The sequence below is a fragment of the Streptomyces sp. GQ60 genome, from assembly GCF_059758875.1.
In genome coordinates this window covers 114,963-129,724 of the sequence record NZ_JCAXEG010000005.1, presented here as the reverse complement: position 1 = coordinate 129,724, position 14,762 = coordinate 114,963, and the positions used below count along the sequence as shown (strand labels likewise).

Genomic DNA, 14,762 nt, shown 5'->3' with positions numbered 1-14,762 from the left:
TGAGAGCTCAGCTCATCCCGATTCTTGGTTAAGGAGCCGCGCAGCGATGGCCCGCCGCAGCACGAAGACCCCGCCGCCGGAGGATTTCGAGGAGAAGATCCTCGACATCGACGTCGTCGACGAAATGCAGGGCTCCTTCCTCGAGTACGCGTACTCGGTGATCTACTCCCGCGCCCTGCCCGACGCCCGCGACGGCATGAAGCCGGTGCACCGGCGCATCGTCTACCAGATGAACGAGATGGGCCTGCGCCCCGACCGCGGCTACGTGAAGTGCGCCCGTGTCGTCGGCGAGGTCATGGGCAAGCTGCACCCGCACGGCGACGCGTCGATCTACGACGCGCTCGTGCGCATGGCGCAGCCCTTCTCCATGCGCCTCCCGCTGGTCGACGGCCACGGCAACTTCGGCTCGCTCGGCAACGACGACCCGCCGGCCGCGATGCGGTACACCGAGTCGAAGATGGCCGACGCCGCCTCGCTGATGACCGACGGGATCGACGAGAACACCGTCGACTTCGCCGCGAACTACGACGGCCAGGAGCGGGAGCCGGTCGTCCTGCCGGCCGCGTACCCGAACCTGCTGGTCAACGGCGCGTCCGGGATCGCGGTGGGCATGGCCACCAACATGGCCCCGCACAACCTCGGCGAGGTCATCGCGGCCGCCCGCCACCTGATCCGCTACCCGGAGGCGGACCTGGAAGCGCTGATGCGCTTCGTACCGGGTCCCGACCTGCCCACCGGCGGCCGGATCGTGGGCCTCTCGGGCATCAAGGACGCCTACGAGAACGGCCGCGGCACGTTCCGGATCCGCGCCACGGTGGCCCTGGAGGACGTGACCCCGCGCCGCAAGGGGCTGGTCGTCACCGAACTGCCCTTCACGGTGGGCCCCGAGAAGGTCATCGCGAAGATCAAGGACCTGGTCGGCTCGAAGAAGCTCCAGGGCATCGCGGACGTCAAGGACCTCACGGACCGCTCGCACGGCCTGCGCCTGGTCATCGAGATCAAGAACGGCTTCCACCCCGAGGCCGTCCTGGAGCAGCTGTACAAACTGACGCCGATGGAGGAGACCTTCGGCATCAACAACGTCGCTCTGGTCGACGGGCAGCCGCTGACGCTGGGCCTCAAGGAGCTGCTGGAGGTCTACCTCGACCACCGCTTCGAGGTCGTGCGCCGGCGCAGCGAGTTCCGCCGCGGCAAGCGGCGCGACCGGCTGCACCTGGTCGAGGGCCTGCTCGTGGCGCTGCTCGACATCGACGAGGTCATCCGGATCATCCGGGACAGCGACAACTCCGCTCAGGCCAAGGAGCGCCTGATGGAGCGCTTCTCGCTGAGCGAGATCCAGACCCAGTACATCCTGGACACCCCGCTGCGCCGGCTCACCCGATTCGACCGGATCGAGCTGGAGTCCGAGCGCGACCGGCTGGCCGGCGAGATCGACGAGCTGACCGGGATCCTGGACTCCGACAGCGAGCTGCGCAAGCTGGTGTCGGCGGAACTGGCCGCGGTCTCGAAGAAGTTCGGCACGGAGCGCCGCACGGTGCTGCTGGAGTCGGCGGGTACGCCGGTCGCGGCGGTCCCGCTGGAGGTCGAGGACACCCCCTGCCGGGTGCTGCTGTCCTCCACCGGGCTGCTCGCCCGCACTCCGAACGCCGAGCCGCTCCCCGAGGAGGAGGGCGGCGCCCGCGCCAAGCACGACCTGATCGTCTCGCAGGTCGCGGCGACCGCGCGGGCCGAGATCGGCGTGGTCACCTCGTACGGGCGGCTCCTGCGGCTGTCGGTCATCGACCTGCCGCAACTGCCCGACACCCACGCCGCGCCGAACCTGGCGGGCGGCGCCCCGGTCACGGAGTTCCTCTCCGTGCTGGAGGCCGACGAGAAGGTCGTCTGCCTGACCTCGCTGGACGAGTCCGGGCAGGGCCTGGCGCTCGGCACCGAGCAGGGCGTGGTCAAGCGGGTCGTGCCGGACTATCCGGCCAACAAGGACGAGCTGGAGGTCATCACCCTCAAGGACGGTGACCGGATCATCGGGGCGGTCGAGCTGCGCACGGGCGAGGAGGACCTCGTCTTCATCACCGACGACGCCCAGCTGCTGCGCTACCCGGCGGGCCAGGTCCGCGCGCAGGGCCGCCCGGCGGGCGGTATGGCGGGCATCAAGCTCGCGGACGGCGCCAAGGTGATCCACTTCTCGGCGGTGGACCCGGCGCGCGAGGCCGTGGTGTTCACGGTGGCCGGTTCGCACGGGACGCTGGACGACTCGATGCAGTCCGGGAAGCTGACCCCGTTCGACCAGTACCCGCGCAAGGGCCGGGCGACCGGCGGCGTGCGCTGCCAGCGCTTCCTCAAGGGCGAGGACGTCCTGCTGCTGGCCTGGGCGGGCGGTTCTCCGGTCCGCGCCGCGGCGGCGAACGGCACTCCGGCCCTGCTGCCGGCAGCAGACCCGCGCCGGGACGGTTCGGGCACGGCGCTGCCGGCCGTGGTCGCGGCGCTGGCGGGTTCCGCGCTGTAAGGAGTTCCGGGTCATTCGGGTGGTACGTCCGGGGGACGTACCACCCGAATGGCGACTAGTGTTTTCCCTCTTGGCACTGCGGGTGGGGCAGGGAGACACAGAACTGATGAGTCGTCGGTCGGGCGGATCGATCAGGGACTGGGCGGAAGCCCAGCGCCGGACGCAGCAGATACAGCTAGTCCGGCAGCGCGAGGCGGAACACCCCTCGCTCCCCTACGAAGGCGGTGGGGTCCGGGGACAACGACAGCAGCAGGCAACCGACCGGCAGCACCGCGACGCCGAGGCACGACGGCGTTCCGCGCAGCTCGACGCCCAGGTCGAGGCCCTACAGGTCCTGCTGGTCACGGGGTGCAGGGCGCCGGCGTTCCGAACGTCGTCCATGGTCCGGCCGGAGCAGCTGGAACCGTTCGCTCCCGGAACCCTGGCTCACCCGGTGGCACTCCCGCGCATCGAGCAGTTCCAGCACCAGAGCAGCGGCTGGACCCTCGGCTCTGGCCAAAGGGCGCAGGCGGAGCGGGACGCGCACGCGCGGTACACCGCCTCCTGGCAGGCCGCTCAGGAGGCCGAGACGCAGCGGCAGCACCAACTGGCCTCGTACCGACAGCAGTACGACGCCTGGGCGGCGGAGCAGCTCGCCGCGATCCGGGCGCACAACGGCGGGCTCGCCGAGCTGGCCGCCGCACTGCGCGCCGGCGACCCCGAGGCCGTGGTGGAGTACTTCTCGGCCGCCCTGTACGTCTCGACGGCATGGCCCGAGGCACTGCCGAGGCAGGTGACGGCCGCCTACGACCCAGGGGCGCGTCAGCTCGTACTGGACTGGGAGCTGCCCGGGTACGCGGTGGTACCTGAGGCCAGGTCGGTCCAGTACCTGCCGAGCACGGGCCAGTACCGGGTGAAGCCCCGCCCGGCGACGGAGCGACGGGCCCTGTACCGGGACCTGCTGGCGCAGTGCGTGCTCTTGGTGCTGCGCGAGCTGTATGCGGCCGACGAGTTCGAGGTACTCGATTCAGTCCTGATCAACGGCTTCGTGGACCGCCCCGATCCCGTGACGGGACAAGAGGCGCAGTTCGTCCTCGCCACGGTGACTGCGGCGCGGACCACGTTCGGGGGGCTGCGGCTGGAGCAGGTCAGTGCGGTGGACTGCCTCGTGGAGGGCTTGCGTGGGCAGCTCTCGGCGAAGCCCGACCAACTGACCACGGTGCATCCCGGACGTCGGCCCGGCGAGGTCGGCACGGTCATCAGCCACGGTGGGCACGCGGACGGCGACGAGGAGCCGGACCTCTTCGCCATGGACCCCATCGCCTTCGAGAACCTGGTGGCCGAGCTGTTCCGGGCGATGGGCATGGAGGCGGTGACGACGCAACGGTCCGGTGACGGCGGCGTGGACGTGGAGGCGCTGGACCCGACCCCGATCCGGGGCGGGCGGATCGTGGTGCAGGTCAAGCGCTACCGCAACACGGTCCCGCCGACGGCCGTACGGGACCTGTACGGCACGGTCCAGGACCGGGGGGCGAACAAGGGAGTGCTGGTCACCACGGCGACCTTCGGACCCGGGTCGTACACCTTCGCCAACGGCAAACCGCTGGAGTTGGTTCCCGGGGCCGAACTCGTGGAACTGCTGCACCAGCACGGGCTGCGCGGACGCCTCGGCGGGGCCGCGCCCGACGCGGCCCCGGTGCCAACCCAGCGGACGGAGGAGGAGCCGCCCCCCGCCGATCACAACGTGCTCGGCATGTCCTGGACCGGAGCGGTCGCCCTCGACGTGTGCGCGCTGGTCTGCGAGGGCAACCGGGTGCTGAGCGAGGAGCACTTCGTGTTCTTCAACAACCCCCGCACCCCGGACGGTTCGGTGCGGACCCACGTGCACGCGTCGCCCGACAAAGCCGCGTTGCTGGTCGCCTTCGACTCCTTGCCGCAGTCAGCCGACCGGCTGGTCCTCGTGGCCGCGATCGACCCTGAGGTGGATCCGGACGCCGACCTCGCGGGCTTCACGGACGCCCGGATCCGACTACTGGACACGGCCGGCGGAGAATTGGGCCGGCTGGAGGTCTCCGACGGCCGCGCCGGCGAAACCGCCCTGGTCCTCGGATCCTTCCGGCGCCGCCCGGGCGGCGACTGGGACTTCGTCCTCGGCGGCAAGGGCTACCCGGGCGGCCTGGAACCCCTCCTGGGCGATTTCGGCATCGAGGTCGCCTGAGCGGAGCCGGGGCCCTCAGAGGTCCTCGGGGTCGACGTCCGGCTCGGGATCCGGTTCCGGCGCCGGCTCCGGCTCCGGCTCCCGCTCCGCCGGGCGGTCCACGTAGCGCAGGACGCCCCACATGCTCTCCGGGCCCGCGTGCCACGGCTCCGGTTCGCGGCAGGCCTCCAGCTCGCGGAGCAGGGCGGGGCCGTCGGTGCCCGAGCCGATCAAAACGAGCTGCGTCAGACGCGGTTCGCCGCGGCCCCAGGGGTGCGGGGCGAAGCGGAGGAAGCGGCCGACCGCGTGGACCTCGTAGCGCTCCTCGTGGCCGGGGACGCCGAAGTAGACGGAGCCCTTGATCCGGTAGAGGCCGGCCGGGCGGCGGTCGAGGAACTCGATGAACCGGCGCGGGCCGAGGGCCTGCTCGGAGACGAACTCCGTGCTCGCGTACCCGGTGTGGACGTGGCCCGCGTGATCATCGTGGCCGCCGGTGTGGTCGTGTGCCTGGGCCAGCAGGTCCTCGAAGGACAGCTGGCCGCGCGTCTCGGTCCACGGGCGGCGGTCGAAGAGCAGCTCCGGGTCGATCCGCCCGTGGTCCGCGCCGACGACCGGGATCCCCGGTGCGCAGAGCGCGGCGAGCGCACCCTCGATCCGGGTGCGCTCGGCGGCGTCGATCCGGTCGGTCTTGTTGAGGACCACCAGGTCCGCGACGGCCAGGTGCCGGTCGGTCTCGGGGTGCTTGTCCCGGGTCGCGTCGAACTCCGCCGCGTCGACGATGTGCACCATGCCGCCGTAGCGGACGGCGGGATTCTCGTTGGCGACGAGCATCCGGACCATCTCCTGCGGCTCCGCCAGCCCGCTCGCCTCGATGACGATCACGTCGATGCGGTGGACGGGGTCCGCGAGCTTCTCCAGGTACGCGTCCAGCTCGCTGCCGTCCACAGCGCAGCACAGGCAGCCCCCGCCGAGGGAGACCATCGAGTCGCCGACCTGGCCGGCCACCGACATCGCGTCGACCTCGATGGAGCCGAAGTCGTTGACGACGACCCCGATCCGGGTGCCTCCCCGGTTTCCGAGGAGGTGGTTGAGGAGGGTCGTCTTGCCCGATCCGAGGAATCCGGTGAGGACGATGACGGGGATGCTGTTCACCCGGTCGATCGTAGCCAGCGTCAGCCGAGGGCGGGGACCGGCCGGGGCGGGGTCGGGCCGGTGTAGCGGGCGGCCGGCCGGATGATCTTCGAGTCGGCGGCCTGCTCCAGGACGTTCGCGCTCCAGCCGACCACCCGGGCCGCGCAGAAGGTCGGCGTGAACATCTCGCGCGGCAGCCCGCACAGCTCCATGACCACGCCCGCGTAGAACTCCACGTTGGTGTGCAGTTCCCGGCCCGGCTTGAGCTCCGCGAGGATCTCCTCCACGTGCCGCTCGACCTCCACGGCGAAGTCCACGAGCGGGCCGCCGAACCGCAGGGCGATCCCGCGCAGCATCCGCGAGCGCGGGTCCTCGGTGCGGTAGACGGGGTGTCCGAAGCCCATGATCCGCTCGCCCGCGAGGACCCGCTCGCGGATCCACGGGTCGATCCGGTCCGCCGTGCCGATGGCGTCCAGGGTGTCCAGGGCCCGGCTGGGGGCGCCGCCGTGCAGCGGGCCGGAGAGCGCGCCGATCGCCCCGGTGAGGCAGGCCGCGACGTCGGCGCCGGTGGAGGCGATCACGCGGGCGGTGAAGGTGGAGGCGTTGAAGCCGTGGTCGATCGTGGAGATCAGGTACCGCTCGACCGCGCGGGCCCTGACCGGGTCGGGCTCCCGTCCGGTCAGCATGTAGAGGTAGTTCGCCGCGTACGGGAGGTCCTCGCGCGGTTCCACCGGCTCCAGTCCCTGTCCGAGCCGGTACAGGGCGGTGAGCAGGGTCGGTACGGCGGCGCAGGCGGCCAGCGCGTCGGCGGCGCGGCGTTCGGGGGTCAGGTCGTAGACCGGGCGGAAGCCGGCGGAGGCGCCGAGCAGCGAGAGCGCGGTGCGCAGCCCGGCGAGCGGGCCGGACGGGGCGGTGGCGCGGGCCAGGGCGGGCAGGGCGTCGCTCACTTCGGCGGGGAGCCTGCGCAGCGGGGCGATCTCGGCCGCGAAGGCGGCCCGTTCGGCGGCGTCGGCCGGCAGGGCCCCGCGGAACATCAGGTGCCACACGTCCTCGAAGGTGCGGCTCCCGGCGAGCTCTACGGCCGAGTACTGGCGGTAGTGGTAGAAGCCCTCTCGACCTCGGACGTCACCGAGCTGGGTTTCGGTGACCACGACGCCCGCGAGTCCGCGGGGGATTTCGAGAGGTGCTGCGGTGGTGTTCATGGATCGACCATCCATGATGGAATCAATCACTGTCAATGTTGATTGCATCAAGATATGTAGGGTGTGCGTCATGAACGACGAGTCCGGTGAGCGAAGGATCGGCACCCAGGAGGCGGCCCGGCTGCTGGGGGTGAAACCCGCGACCGTGTACGCGTACGTCAGCCGCGGCCAGCTCGCGAGCCGCCGCGACCCGGTCGGCCGCGGCAGCAGTTTCGACGCCCGCGAGGTGGAAGCCCTGGCGCGGCGCAGCCGGCGCGAGGCGGCGGGGCCCTCCGGTTCCGCTACCTCCGCCGGGGAGTTCTCCGTACGCACCGCGCTCACCCTCATCGAGGCCGACCGCTACTACTTCCGCGGCGTGGACGCCGTGGAGCTGGCCTCGCGGTACCGCTACGAGGAGGTCGCCGAGTGGCTCTGGACGGGGGCCCTGGTGCGCGGTGCCCGCTTCACCGCTCCCCCGGAGTCACTCGCCGCGGCCCGCCGGGCGGTCGCCGCGCTGCCCGAGCACGGCGGTCCGATCGACCGGCTGCGGGTGGCCCTGGCCGCCGCGGCGGTCGCGGACCCGCTGCGCTTCGACCTGTCGGGCCCCTCCGTACTGGGCTGCGCACGTTCGCTGATCCCCACCCTGGTCGGCGCCCTGCCCGAGGTGGGCCCGGCTCAGTGGGGCGGGGACGGCCGCCTCTCCCGGCAGCTGTGGCCCCGGCTCTCCGCTCTGGATCCCGATCCGGACGCGCTGGCCGTGCTGGACCTGGCCCTGGCCCTGCTGACGGACCACGATCTGGCCGCCTCGACCCTGGCCGTACGGGTGGCCGCGTCGGCGCGCGCCCATCCGTACGCGGTGGTCTCGGCCGGGCTCGGCGCACTCGAAGGCCCGCTGCACGGCGCGGCCGGGCGGCTCGCGCACCGGATGCTGGTGGAGGTGCTGGAGCGGGGCGGCGCGGCGCCGGTGGTGGCGGAGTACCTGCGGGCCGGCCGCCGGGTGCCCGGGCTCGGGCACCGGCTCTACGAGGCCGAGGACCCGCGGGCGACGGCGCTGTTCGCGCGGCTGGAGCCGCTGGCGCAGGCCGGTCCGGCCCTGGCCGCGGCGCGCGAGGTGGCCGGGGTGGTGGCCCGGCACGGCGGCGGCCTGTACCCCAACGTGGACCTGGCGCTGGCGGTGCTGACGGTCTCCTGCGGGATGGCCCCGGATGCCGGGGAGACCGTCTTCGCGGTGGCCCGTACGGCCGGGTGGATCGCGCACGCACTGGAGGAGTACGAGGAGCGGCCGCTGCGGATGCGGCCGAGGGGGCAGTACCACGGACCCCGCCCGCCACAGCCGTTGCCGTGACGGGCGGGTGGTTCCGGCGGTCCGGCCGCGGCGTCAGGTCCGCAGCCACACCGCCGTGTCCTGCCCGAGCAGACCGTTCCCCTCCAGGGCGGAACTGCTCAGCAGGCGGCTCGTGTGGGCCGGCAGCGGGACCGGCTCCGGCGACAGGTTGACCGCGCAGACCAGCCCGTCGGGGCGGCTGAAGGCGAGCACCCCGGGCGGCGCGGGCAGCCACTCGAGCGATCCGCCGCCGAAGCCGGCCGCGGCGCGGCGCAGGCCCAGGGCCGTCCGGTAGAGGGTGAGCATCGAGGCCGGGTCCCCGTCCTGCCGGTCCGCGGCGTACTGCGACCAGCCCGCCGGCTGCGGCAGCCAGGGCTCGTTCCAGGGCTCGGCGGTCCACGGCAGCGGGACCCGGCACCCGTCCCGTCCGGGGTCGGTGCCGCCGGACCGGAAGTGCATGGGGTCCTGGATCCGGCCGAGCGGGATGTCGGCCTCCGGAAGCCCGAGTTCCTCGCCCTGGTACACGTACACCGCGCCGGGCAGGGCGAGGGTCAGCAGCGCCGCGGCACGCGCCCGCCGGGTGCCGAGGGCCAGGTCGGCCGGGGTTCCGAAGGCCTTGGTGGCGAAGTCGAAACCGGTATCGGCGCGCCCGTAGCGGGTGACCGTACGGGTCACGTCGTGGTTGCACAGCACCCAGGTGGCCGGGGCTCCGACGGGGGCGTGCTCGGCGAGGGTCTCCTCGATGGAGGTGCGCAGCCGGCCGGCGTCCCACGGGCAGCTGAGGAAGGAGAAGTTGAAGGCGGTGTGCAGTTCGTCGGGGCGCAGGTAGCGGGCGAACCGCTCGGAGTCCGGGAGCCAGACCTCGCCGACGAAGATGGCCCCGTACTCGTCGGCGATGGCCCGCCAGGAGCGGTAGACGGTGTGCAGGTCGTCGCGGTCGATGTACGGGTGGACCTCGCCGGGCCAGGGCTCGGGCGAGCGGCCCGCCAGGTCGGGCAGGGCCGGGTCCTTGGCGAGCAGGGCCGCGGAGTCGATCCGTACGCCGGAGACTCCGCGCTCGAACCAGAAGCGCAGGACGTCCTCGTGCTCCCGGCGGACGGCGGGGTGGTCCCAGTTGAGGTCGGGCTGCTCGGGGGTGAAGAGGTGCAGGTACCACTCCCCGTCCGGTACCCGCGTCCAGGTGGCCGCTCCGTTGAACTGCGAGGGCCAGTCCCCCGGCGGCAGTTCGCCGTGCTCGCCCCGGCCGGGGCGGAAGTGGAAGAGCTCCCGCTCGGGGCTGCCGGGGCCGGCGGCGAGGGCGGCCTTGAACCAGGCGTGCTGGTCGGACACGTGGTTCGGGACGATGTCGACGATGGTGCGGATGCCCAGCTCGCGGGCTTCGGCGATGAGCTTCTCGGCTTCGGCGAGGGTGCCGAAGGCGGGGTCGATGGTGCGGTAGTCGGCGACGTCGTAGCCGCCGTCGGCGAGCGGGGAGAGGTACCAGGGAGTGAACCACAGTGCGTCGACGCCCAGTTCGGCCAGGTAGGGGAGGCGGGCCCGGACGCCCACGAGGTCACCGGTGCCGTCCCCGTCGCCGTCGGCGAAGCTCCGTACGTACACCTGGTAGATGGCGGCCGAGCGCCACCAGTCGGCGGCGTTTTCGGGCAGGGGAAAGTCAGCCACGGAGGGGTCCTTTCACGGCGGTCTTTTCACAGCGGTCTTTCACGGGGGGGGCGACCGGGCACGGCGGCGGTGCGGGGTGGTGCTCACCCCTTGAGGGAGCCTGCCGTCAGTCCGCTCATGATGTTGCGCTGGAAGATCAGGAAGATGATGAGCGTGGGCGCCGAGGCCATCGCGAGCGCGGCGACGAGATGGTTCTCGGGCACACCCCTGGCGAGGGAGTGGATGCCGACGTTGAGCGTCTGCAGGGCCGGGTCGGGCAGCGTGAGCATGGGCCAGAGGAAGTCTTTCCAGACCCCGACGATGGCGAAGATCGACACGACGCCGAGGACGGGCCGGGACATCGGCAGGACCACGGAGCGCAGGGTGCGCAGGGAGGAGGCTCCGTCGATGGCGGCGGCATCGAGTATCTCGCCGGGGATGGAGTCGAAGAATCGTTTCAGAAGGAAGATGTTGAAGGCGTTCGTGACCGAGGGCAGCCAGATCACCCAAGGGGTGTTGAGCAGGTTCCGCTCGATGAGCGGCATGTCCAGGACCGTGAGGTACTGCGGTACGACGAGGACGGCGGCGGGGATCATCAGGGTCGCCAGCATCATGCCGAGGACGGCCCTGCCGAAGACCGGCCGGAGCTTGGAGAGCGAGTAGGCGGCGGCCACGTCGAGGACGAGCTGGAAGGCCAGGGCGCCGAACGCGTAGTAGAGGGTGTTGAACAGCAGTCTGGCGAGGTCCATGACGTTCCAGGCCGCCGAGTAGTTCTCGGTGTGCAGGGAATCGGGCACCACGGTCGGCGGGACCTGGGTGAACTCCGCGGTGCTCTTGAGTCCGTTGGCGACCATCCAGTAGAGGGGCCCGAGGAAGACGACCGTGAAGCCGGTCACGACCACGGCCAGGACGGTCCAGTAGGCGATCTTGCCCCGGGTGCGGCCGAGTTGGGCCGGCGATATCAGCGTGCGCTCCGACATGTCAGGTGCTCCCGTCAGTTCTCGTTGTCACGGCTCAGCCGGACGTACACGGCGGAGAAGCCGGCGAGCAGGACGAGCAGGCACAGGCCCAGGGCCGCGGCGCCGCCGTACTGGTTGAAACTGAAGGCGTACTGGTAGATGAGGACGACGACGGTGGTGGTCGACCCCTCGGGGCCGGCGCCGCCCGTGAGCATGAACGGTTCGACGAACACCTGCATCGTCGCGATGATCTGCATGAGCAGCATCAGCGAGAGGATGAGCTTGGTCTGCGGGATCGTGACGTGCCAGATCTTGCGCAGCATCCCGGCTCCGTCGAGCTCGGCAGCCTCGTAGAGCTCCCCGGGGACGCCCTGGAGGGCTGCCAGGTAGATCAGGGTGGCGCCGCCCATGTTCATCCACGTGGAAGCGACGACGACGGAGAGCATCGCGGTGTCGGTGGATTGCAGCCAGTCTTGCGCCGGCAGGTGCAGGAATTCCAGAATCCTGTTGAAGACCCCGTAACCAGGGTCGTAGAAGTACTTGAAGAGCAGGATCGAGGCCACCGGCGGCATCATCACCGGGAGGTAGACCAGCAGGCGCAAGTAGCCCTGCGCGTGCCGGAATTCGTTGAGCACGATCGAGATCACGAACGGGACGGCGAAGCCGAGGAGCAGCGCGAGCCCGCTGAAGAGCAGGGTGTTGCGCCAGGCCTGCCAGAACGCCGGGTCGTTGAAGACGTAGCGGAAATTGTCCCAGCCGACCCACTGGACGGCTCCGCCCTCGGTCTTCTGGAAGGCCAGCAGGAACTCCCGGACCATCGGGTACCAGGAGAAGAAGGAGAAGCAGAGGACGGCGCCGATCAGGAAGCCGTGGGCCGAGAGGTTCCGCTTGAACGCCCGGGCGAATTCCTCGCGGGAGGTACCGGGCAGGGTGGGAGCCGACATCGCCGCTCGCTCCTTGGTGGGTCGTCGCCATCGATTTGCGGGGTACGGGGCCTGCGGGCGGGGCGGGCGGGTCCGGGCCGGGGAGGCCGCCCGGACCCGCCCGGCCGGGGCGGCACGCCCCGGGGCCGCTACTGGTTGGCCAGCACCTGGTTGACGGCCTTCTCGGCCTCCGCGAGGAGCTGCGCCGAGTCCGCGTCCTTGTTGGTCAGGACCCCCGACATCACCTTGTCGAGGACCTTGTAGACCTCCTGGGCCTTCGCCGGCTCGGGCTTGCCGGCCACCGGGTTGTCCAGGAAGGACTTGAAGTTGACGACGGGCATGGTGGCGTTGGCGGCCTTCAGCTCGTCGTCCTTGGCCTTGCTGGCGCCGGTGAAGAAGGCGGGCTGCGGAAGCCCGACCGGCAGGCCGTCGGCCTTGGAGCGGTCGTACTGGAACTGCCCCTTGCCGACCGCGAGCGTCTTGAAGTTCAGCCAGGCGATCGCGGCCTTGACCTTGTCCGGCGAGCTGCCCTTCTTGATCATGTAGCCGTTGCCGCCGGCCAGCGTCGCGGCGCCGCCGGGGATGGGCCCCATACCGAAGTTCTCGTACTTGCCGGAGAGCTGCTGGACCATGTAGGTGATGTCGTCGGGCGCGGCGAGGAACATGCCGAGCTTGTCCGAGGCCATCTGCTTCTGCAGGTCGCCCCACTTGAGCAGCTGGGTCTTGCCCATGCTGTCGTCCTCCCAGCGCATGGCGCGGAGGTTGTCCACGACCTGCTTGCCGGTCGGGTTGTTGAAGGCCGCCTTGCCGTCGGCGCCGACGATGTCGCCGCCCATGCCGTACATGGCGGCCGTGAAGTGCCAGCCGCCGGTGTTGTCGACGCTGTACTCGCCGTAGCCGGCGGTGCCGTTGCCGAGCGCCGCGATCTTCTTCGCGGCCGCGCGGACCTCGTCCCAGGTGCGCGGGGGCTGGTCGGGGTTGAGGCCCGCCTGCTGGAAGAGCTTGCGGTTGATCAGCAGGCCCATCGTGTAGTTGCTGGTGGGCAGCCCGTAGAGCTTGCCGTCGTGCTTGAGGGTGTTGACGACGTTCTTGTCGATGTCGTCGATGCCCGGAACCGTCTTGGCCGTGACGTACGCCGAGATGTCCTCGGCGCCGTCGTTGTCCAGCACCTGCTTGAGATCGGTGAAGTAGGCGTAGAAGACGTCCGGCTGCGACTTGGCCTTGAGCATCGCCGTGAACCGCGGGGGCTCCAGGCACTGGCCGGGGGTGGAGCGGCCGTCGATCGTGACGTTCGGGTAGGTCTTGTTGAACTCCGCCACGTCCTCCTTCCACTGCTTGAGCTCGGCCGCCTTCGCCGCCGGCGGCATGCAGTCGATGGAGAGGGTGACCTTGGTCTTCGGGTCGAGCGGCGCGGAGGCGTCCGTGGAACCGCCGGACGGCTGGTTCTTGGTGTCGTCTCCGCTGCTGCTCGTGCCGCAGGCCGCGAGGGCGGTGACGGCGAGCGCCGAGACGAGGGCGGTCGCGGTGGTGCGGCGGATGTCGGTTCTCATCGGTGGTCCCCTTCGAGCATCGAGCAGGAGGCGTGGGGCGTGCATGGAGGCGAGCGCGGCACACTCAACCATCACCTACAGATGAACGCAATATCTCGCGCAGATTTCGCAAGAGATTGGCAACATGACGCCGGACTGCTCCGAGAGGGAACGCAAAACAGGGCCCCGAGACGTCCGTGGGACGTATCGGGGCCCTGTGGGGCCGGTGACCGGGGGCCGGACACCCGGCGGAGCGCGGTGGGGGCGGGGTGGGCGGGGTGGGGTGGGGTGTTACGTCGGACGGGGGCGCGGGACCTGCGCGGTGGAGCCCCGCACCACGAGCTCGGGCTCGAAGAGCAGCTCTCCGGGCTGCACGGCGGCCCCCTGGATCTGCGCGGTGAGCAGCTCCACGGCCGCCCGGCCCATGGCTTCGATGGGCTGCCGGACGGTGGTCAGCGGGGGCTCGGTGCAGTTCATGAAGGCCGAGTCGTCGTACCCGACGACGGAGACCTCCCGGGGCACGTCCAGCCCGCGTCGGCGGGCCGCCCGGATGGCCCCCAGGGCCAGCGGGTCGCTCGCGCAGATGATGCCGGTGACCCCGCGGTCCAGCAGCCTCGACGTGGCCGCGTGGCCGCCCTCCAGGGAGAACAGCGCCCGCTCGACGTGCGCGTCGGGGAGCTCGGTGCCGGCCGCCGCGGCGACCGCCTGTGCGGCCACCAGCTTGCGCAGGGAGGGGATGTGGTCGGGCGGGCCCAGCACCAGGCCGATGCGCTCGTGGCCGAGGGAGGCCAAGTGGCGCCAGGCCTGTTCCACCGCGACGGCGTCGTCGCAGGAGACGCACGGGAAGCCGAGGTCCTCTATCGAGGCATTGATCAGCACCACCGGGACCTTGCGGTCGTGGAGCAGCCGGTAGTGCTCGTGCGGGGCGTCGGCCTGCGCGAAGAGTCCGCCGGCGAAGACGACGCCGGACACCTGCTGCTGGAGCAGGAGCTCGACGTAGTCGGCTTCGGAGACGCCGCCCGTGGTCTGCGTGCAGAGCACCGGGGTCAGCCCCTGCTGGGCCAGCGCGCCGCCGATCACCTCGGCGAAGGCCGGGAAGATCGGGTTCTGGAGTTCCGGCAGGACCAGGCCGACCAGCCGGGCGCGTTCGCCGCGCAGCTGGGTGGGGCGCTCGTAGCCGAGGACGTCCAGGGCGGTGAGCACGGACTGGCGGGTCGTCTCCGAGACGCCCGGCTTGCCGTTGAGCACCCGGCTGACCGTTGCCTCGCTGACCCCCACCTTCTTCGCCACTTGAGCAAGTCGTCGCGTCATGAGCGCAAGAGTAGCGCAAGCGATGCAAGTTCCTTGCAGCTCGATTACGGCCAGTTTGGCCCATCGGAATCCGGCGCGGAACCC

The 14,762-nt window shown here is 71.1% G+C and carries 10 protein-coding genes; 3 read left to right on the top strand and 7 right to left on the bottom strand.

Features of this window, described 5'->3' with window-relative positions; all coding sequences use genetic code 11:
• Window positions 1-46: 46 nt before the first annotated feature.
• Together AC6CKD_RS14745 and AC6CKD_RS14740 are read left to right on the top strand one after the other, a co-directional pair.
• A complete protein-coding gene (locus AC6CKD_RS14745) occupies window positions 47-2,503 on the top strand; it encodes a DNA gyrase/topoisomerase IV subunit A (protein WP_498327706.1) in 2,457 nt (818 codons plus the stop codon).
• A 106-nt stretch (window positions 2,504-2,609) separates the two neighbouring features.
• Window positions 2,610-4,700: a restriction endonuclease gene (locus AC6CKD_RS14740; protein WP_498327705.1), complete on the top strand. Its 2,091-nt coding sequence runs from the start codon at window positions 2,610-2,612 to the stop codon at window positions 4,698-4,700.
• Between the two features lie 15 nt (window positions 4,701-4,715).
• Here AC6CKD_RS14740 and AC6CKD_RS14735 read toward each other — a convergent pair whose 3' ends face one another.
• Together AC6CKD_RS14735 and AC6CKD_RS14730 are read right to left on the bottom strand one after the other, a co-directional pair.
• Complete coding sequence (locus AC6CKD_RS14735) at window positions 4,716-5,831, bottom strand: CobW family GTP-binding protein (RefSeq protein WP_498327703.1); 1,116 nt, start codon at window positions 5,829-5,831, stop codon at window positions 4,716-4,718.
• Window positions 5,832-5,851: 20 nt separating this feature from the next.
• Complete coding sequence (locus AC6CKD_RS14730) at window positions 5,852-7,027, bottom strand: citrate synthase/methylcitrate synthase (RefSeq protein ID WP_498327702.1); 1,176 nt, start codon at window positions 7,025-7,027, stop codon at window positions 5,852-5,854.
• Between the two features lie 55 nt (window positions 7,028-7,082).
• Between AC6CKD_RS14730 and AC6CKD_RS14725 the strand changes: the two genes are divergently transcribed.
• On the top strand, window positions 7,083-8,336 hold the full coding sequence (locus AC6CKD_RS14725; RefSeq protein ID WP_498327700.1) for a citrate synthase: 1,254 nt from the start codon (window positions 7,083-7,085) through the stop codon (window positions 8,334-8,336).
• A 33-nt stretch (window positions 8,337-8,369) separates the two neighbouring features.
• On the opposite strand, the gene AC6CKD_RS14720 is transcribed toward AC6CKD_RS14725, so the two are convergent.
• From AC6CKD_RS14720 to AC6CKD_RS14700, 5 genes are all read right to left on the bottom strand, one after another.
• A complete protein-coding gene (locus AC6CKD_RS14720; RefSeq protein ID WP_498327699.1) occupies window positions 8,370-9,977 on the bottom strand; it encodes a glycoside hydrolase family 13 protein in 1,608 nt (535 codons plus the stop codon).
• Window positions 9,978-10,060: 83 nt separating this feature from the next.
• A complete protein-coding gene (locus tag AC6CKD_RS14715; protein ID WP_498327697.1) occupies window positions 10,061-10,936 on the bottom strand; it encodes a carbohydrate ABC transporter permease in 876 nt (291 codons plus the stop codon).
• Between the two features lie 14 nt (window positions 10,937-10,950).
• Window positions 10,951-11,859: a carbohydrate ABC transporter permease gene (locus AC6CKD_RS14710; RefSeq protein WP_498327696.1), complete on the bottom strand. Its 909-nt coding sequence runs from the start codon at window positions 11,857-11,859 to the stop codon at window positions 10,951-10,953.
• Between the two features lie 128 nt (window positions 11,860-11,987).
• Window positions 11,988-13,388 carry an ABC transporter substrate-binding protein gene (locus AC6CKD_RS14705; RefSeq protein ID WP_498327695.1) on the bottom strand — a complete coding sequence of 467 codons (1,401 nt, stop codon included), beginning with the start codon at window positions 13,386-13,388 and terminating at the stop codon, window positions 11,988-11,990.
• Between the two features lie 270 nt (window positions 13,389-13,658).
• Window positions 13,659-14,678: a LacI family DNA-binding transcriptional regulator gene (locus tag AC6CKD_RS14700; protein WP_498327694.1), complete on the bottom strand. Its 1,020-nt coding sequence runs from the start codon at window positions 14,676-14,678 to the stop codon at window positions 13,659-13,661.
• Between the last annotated feature and the right edge of the window lie 84 nt (window positions 14,679-14,762).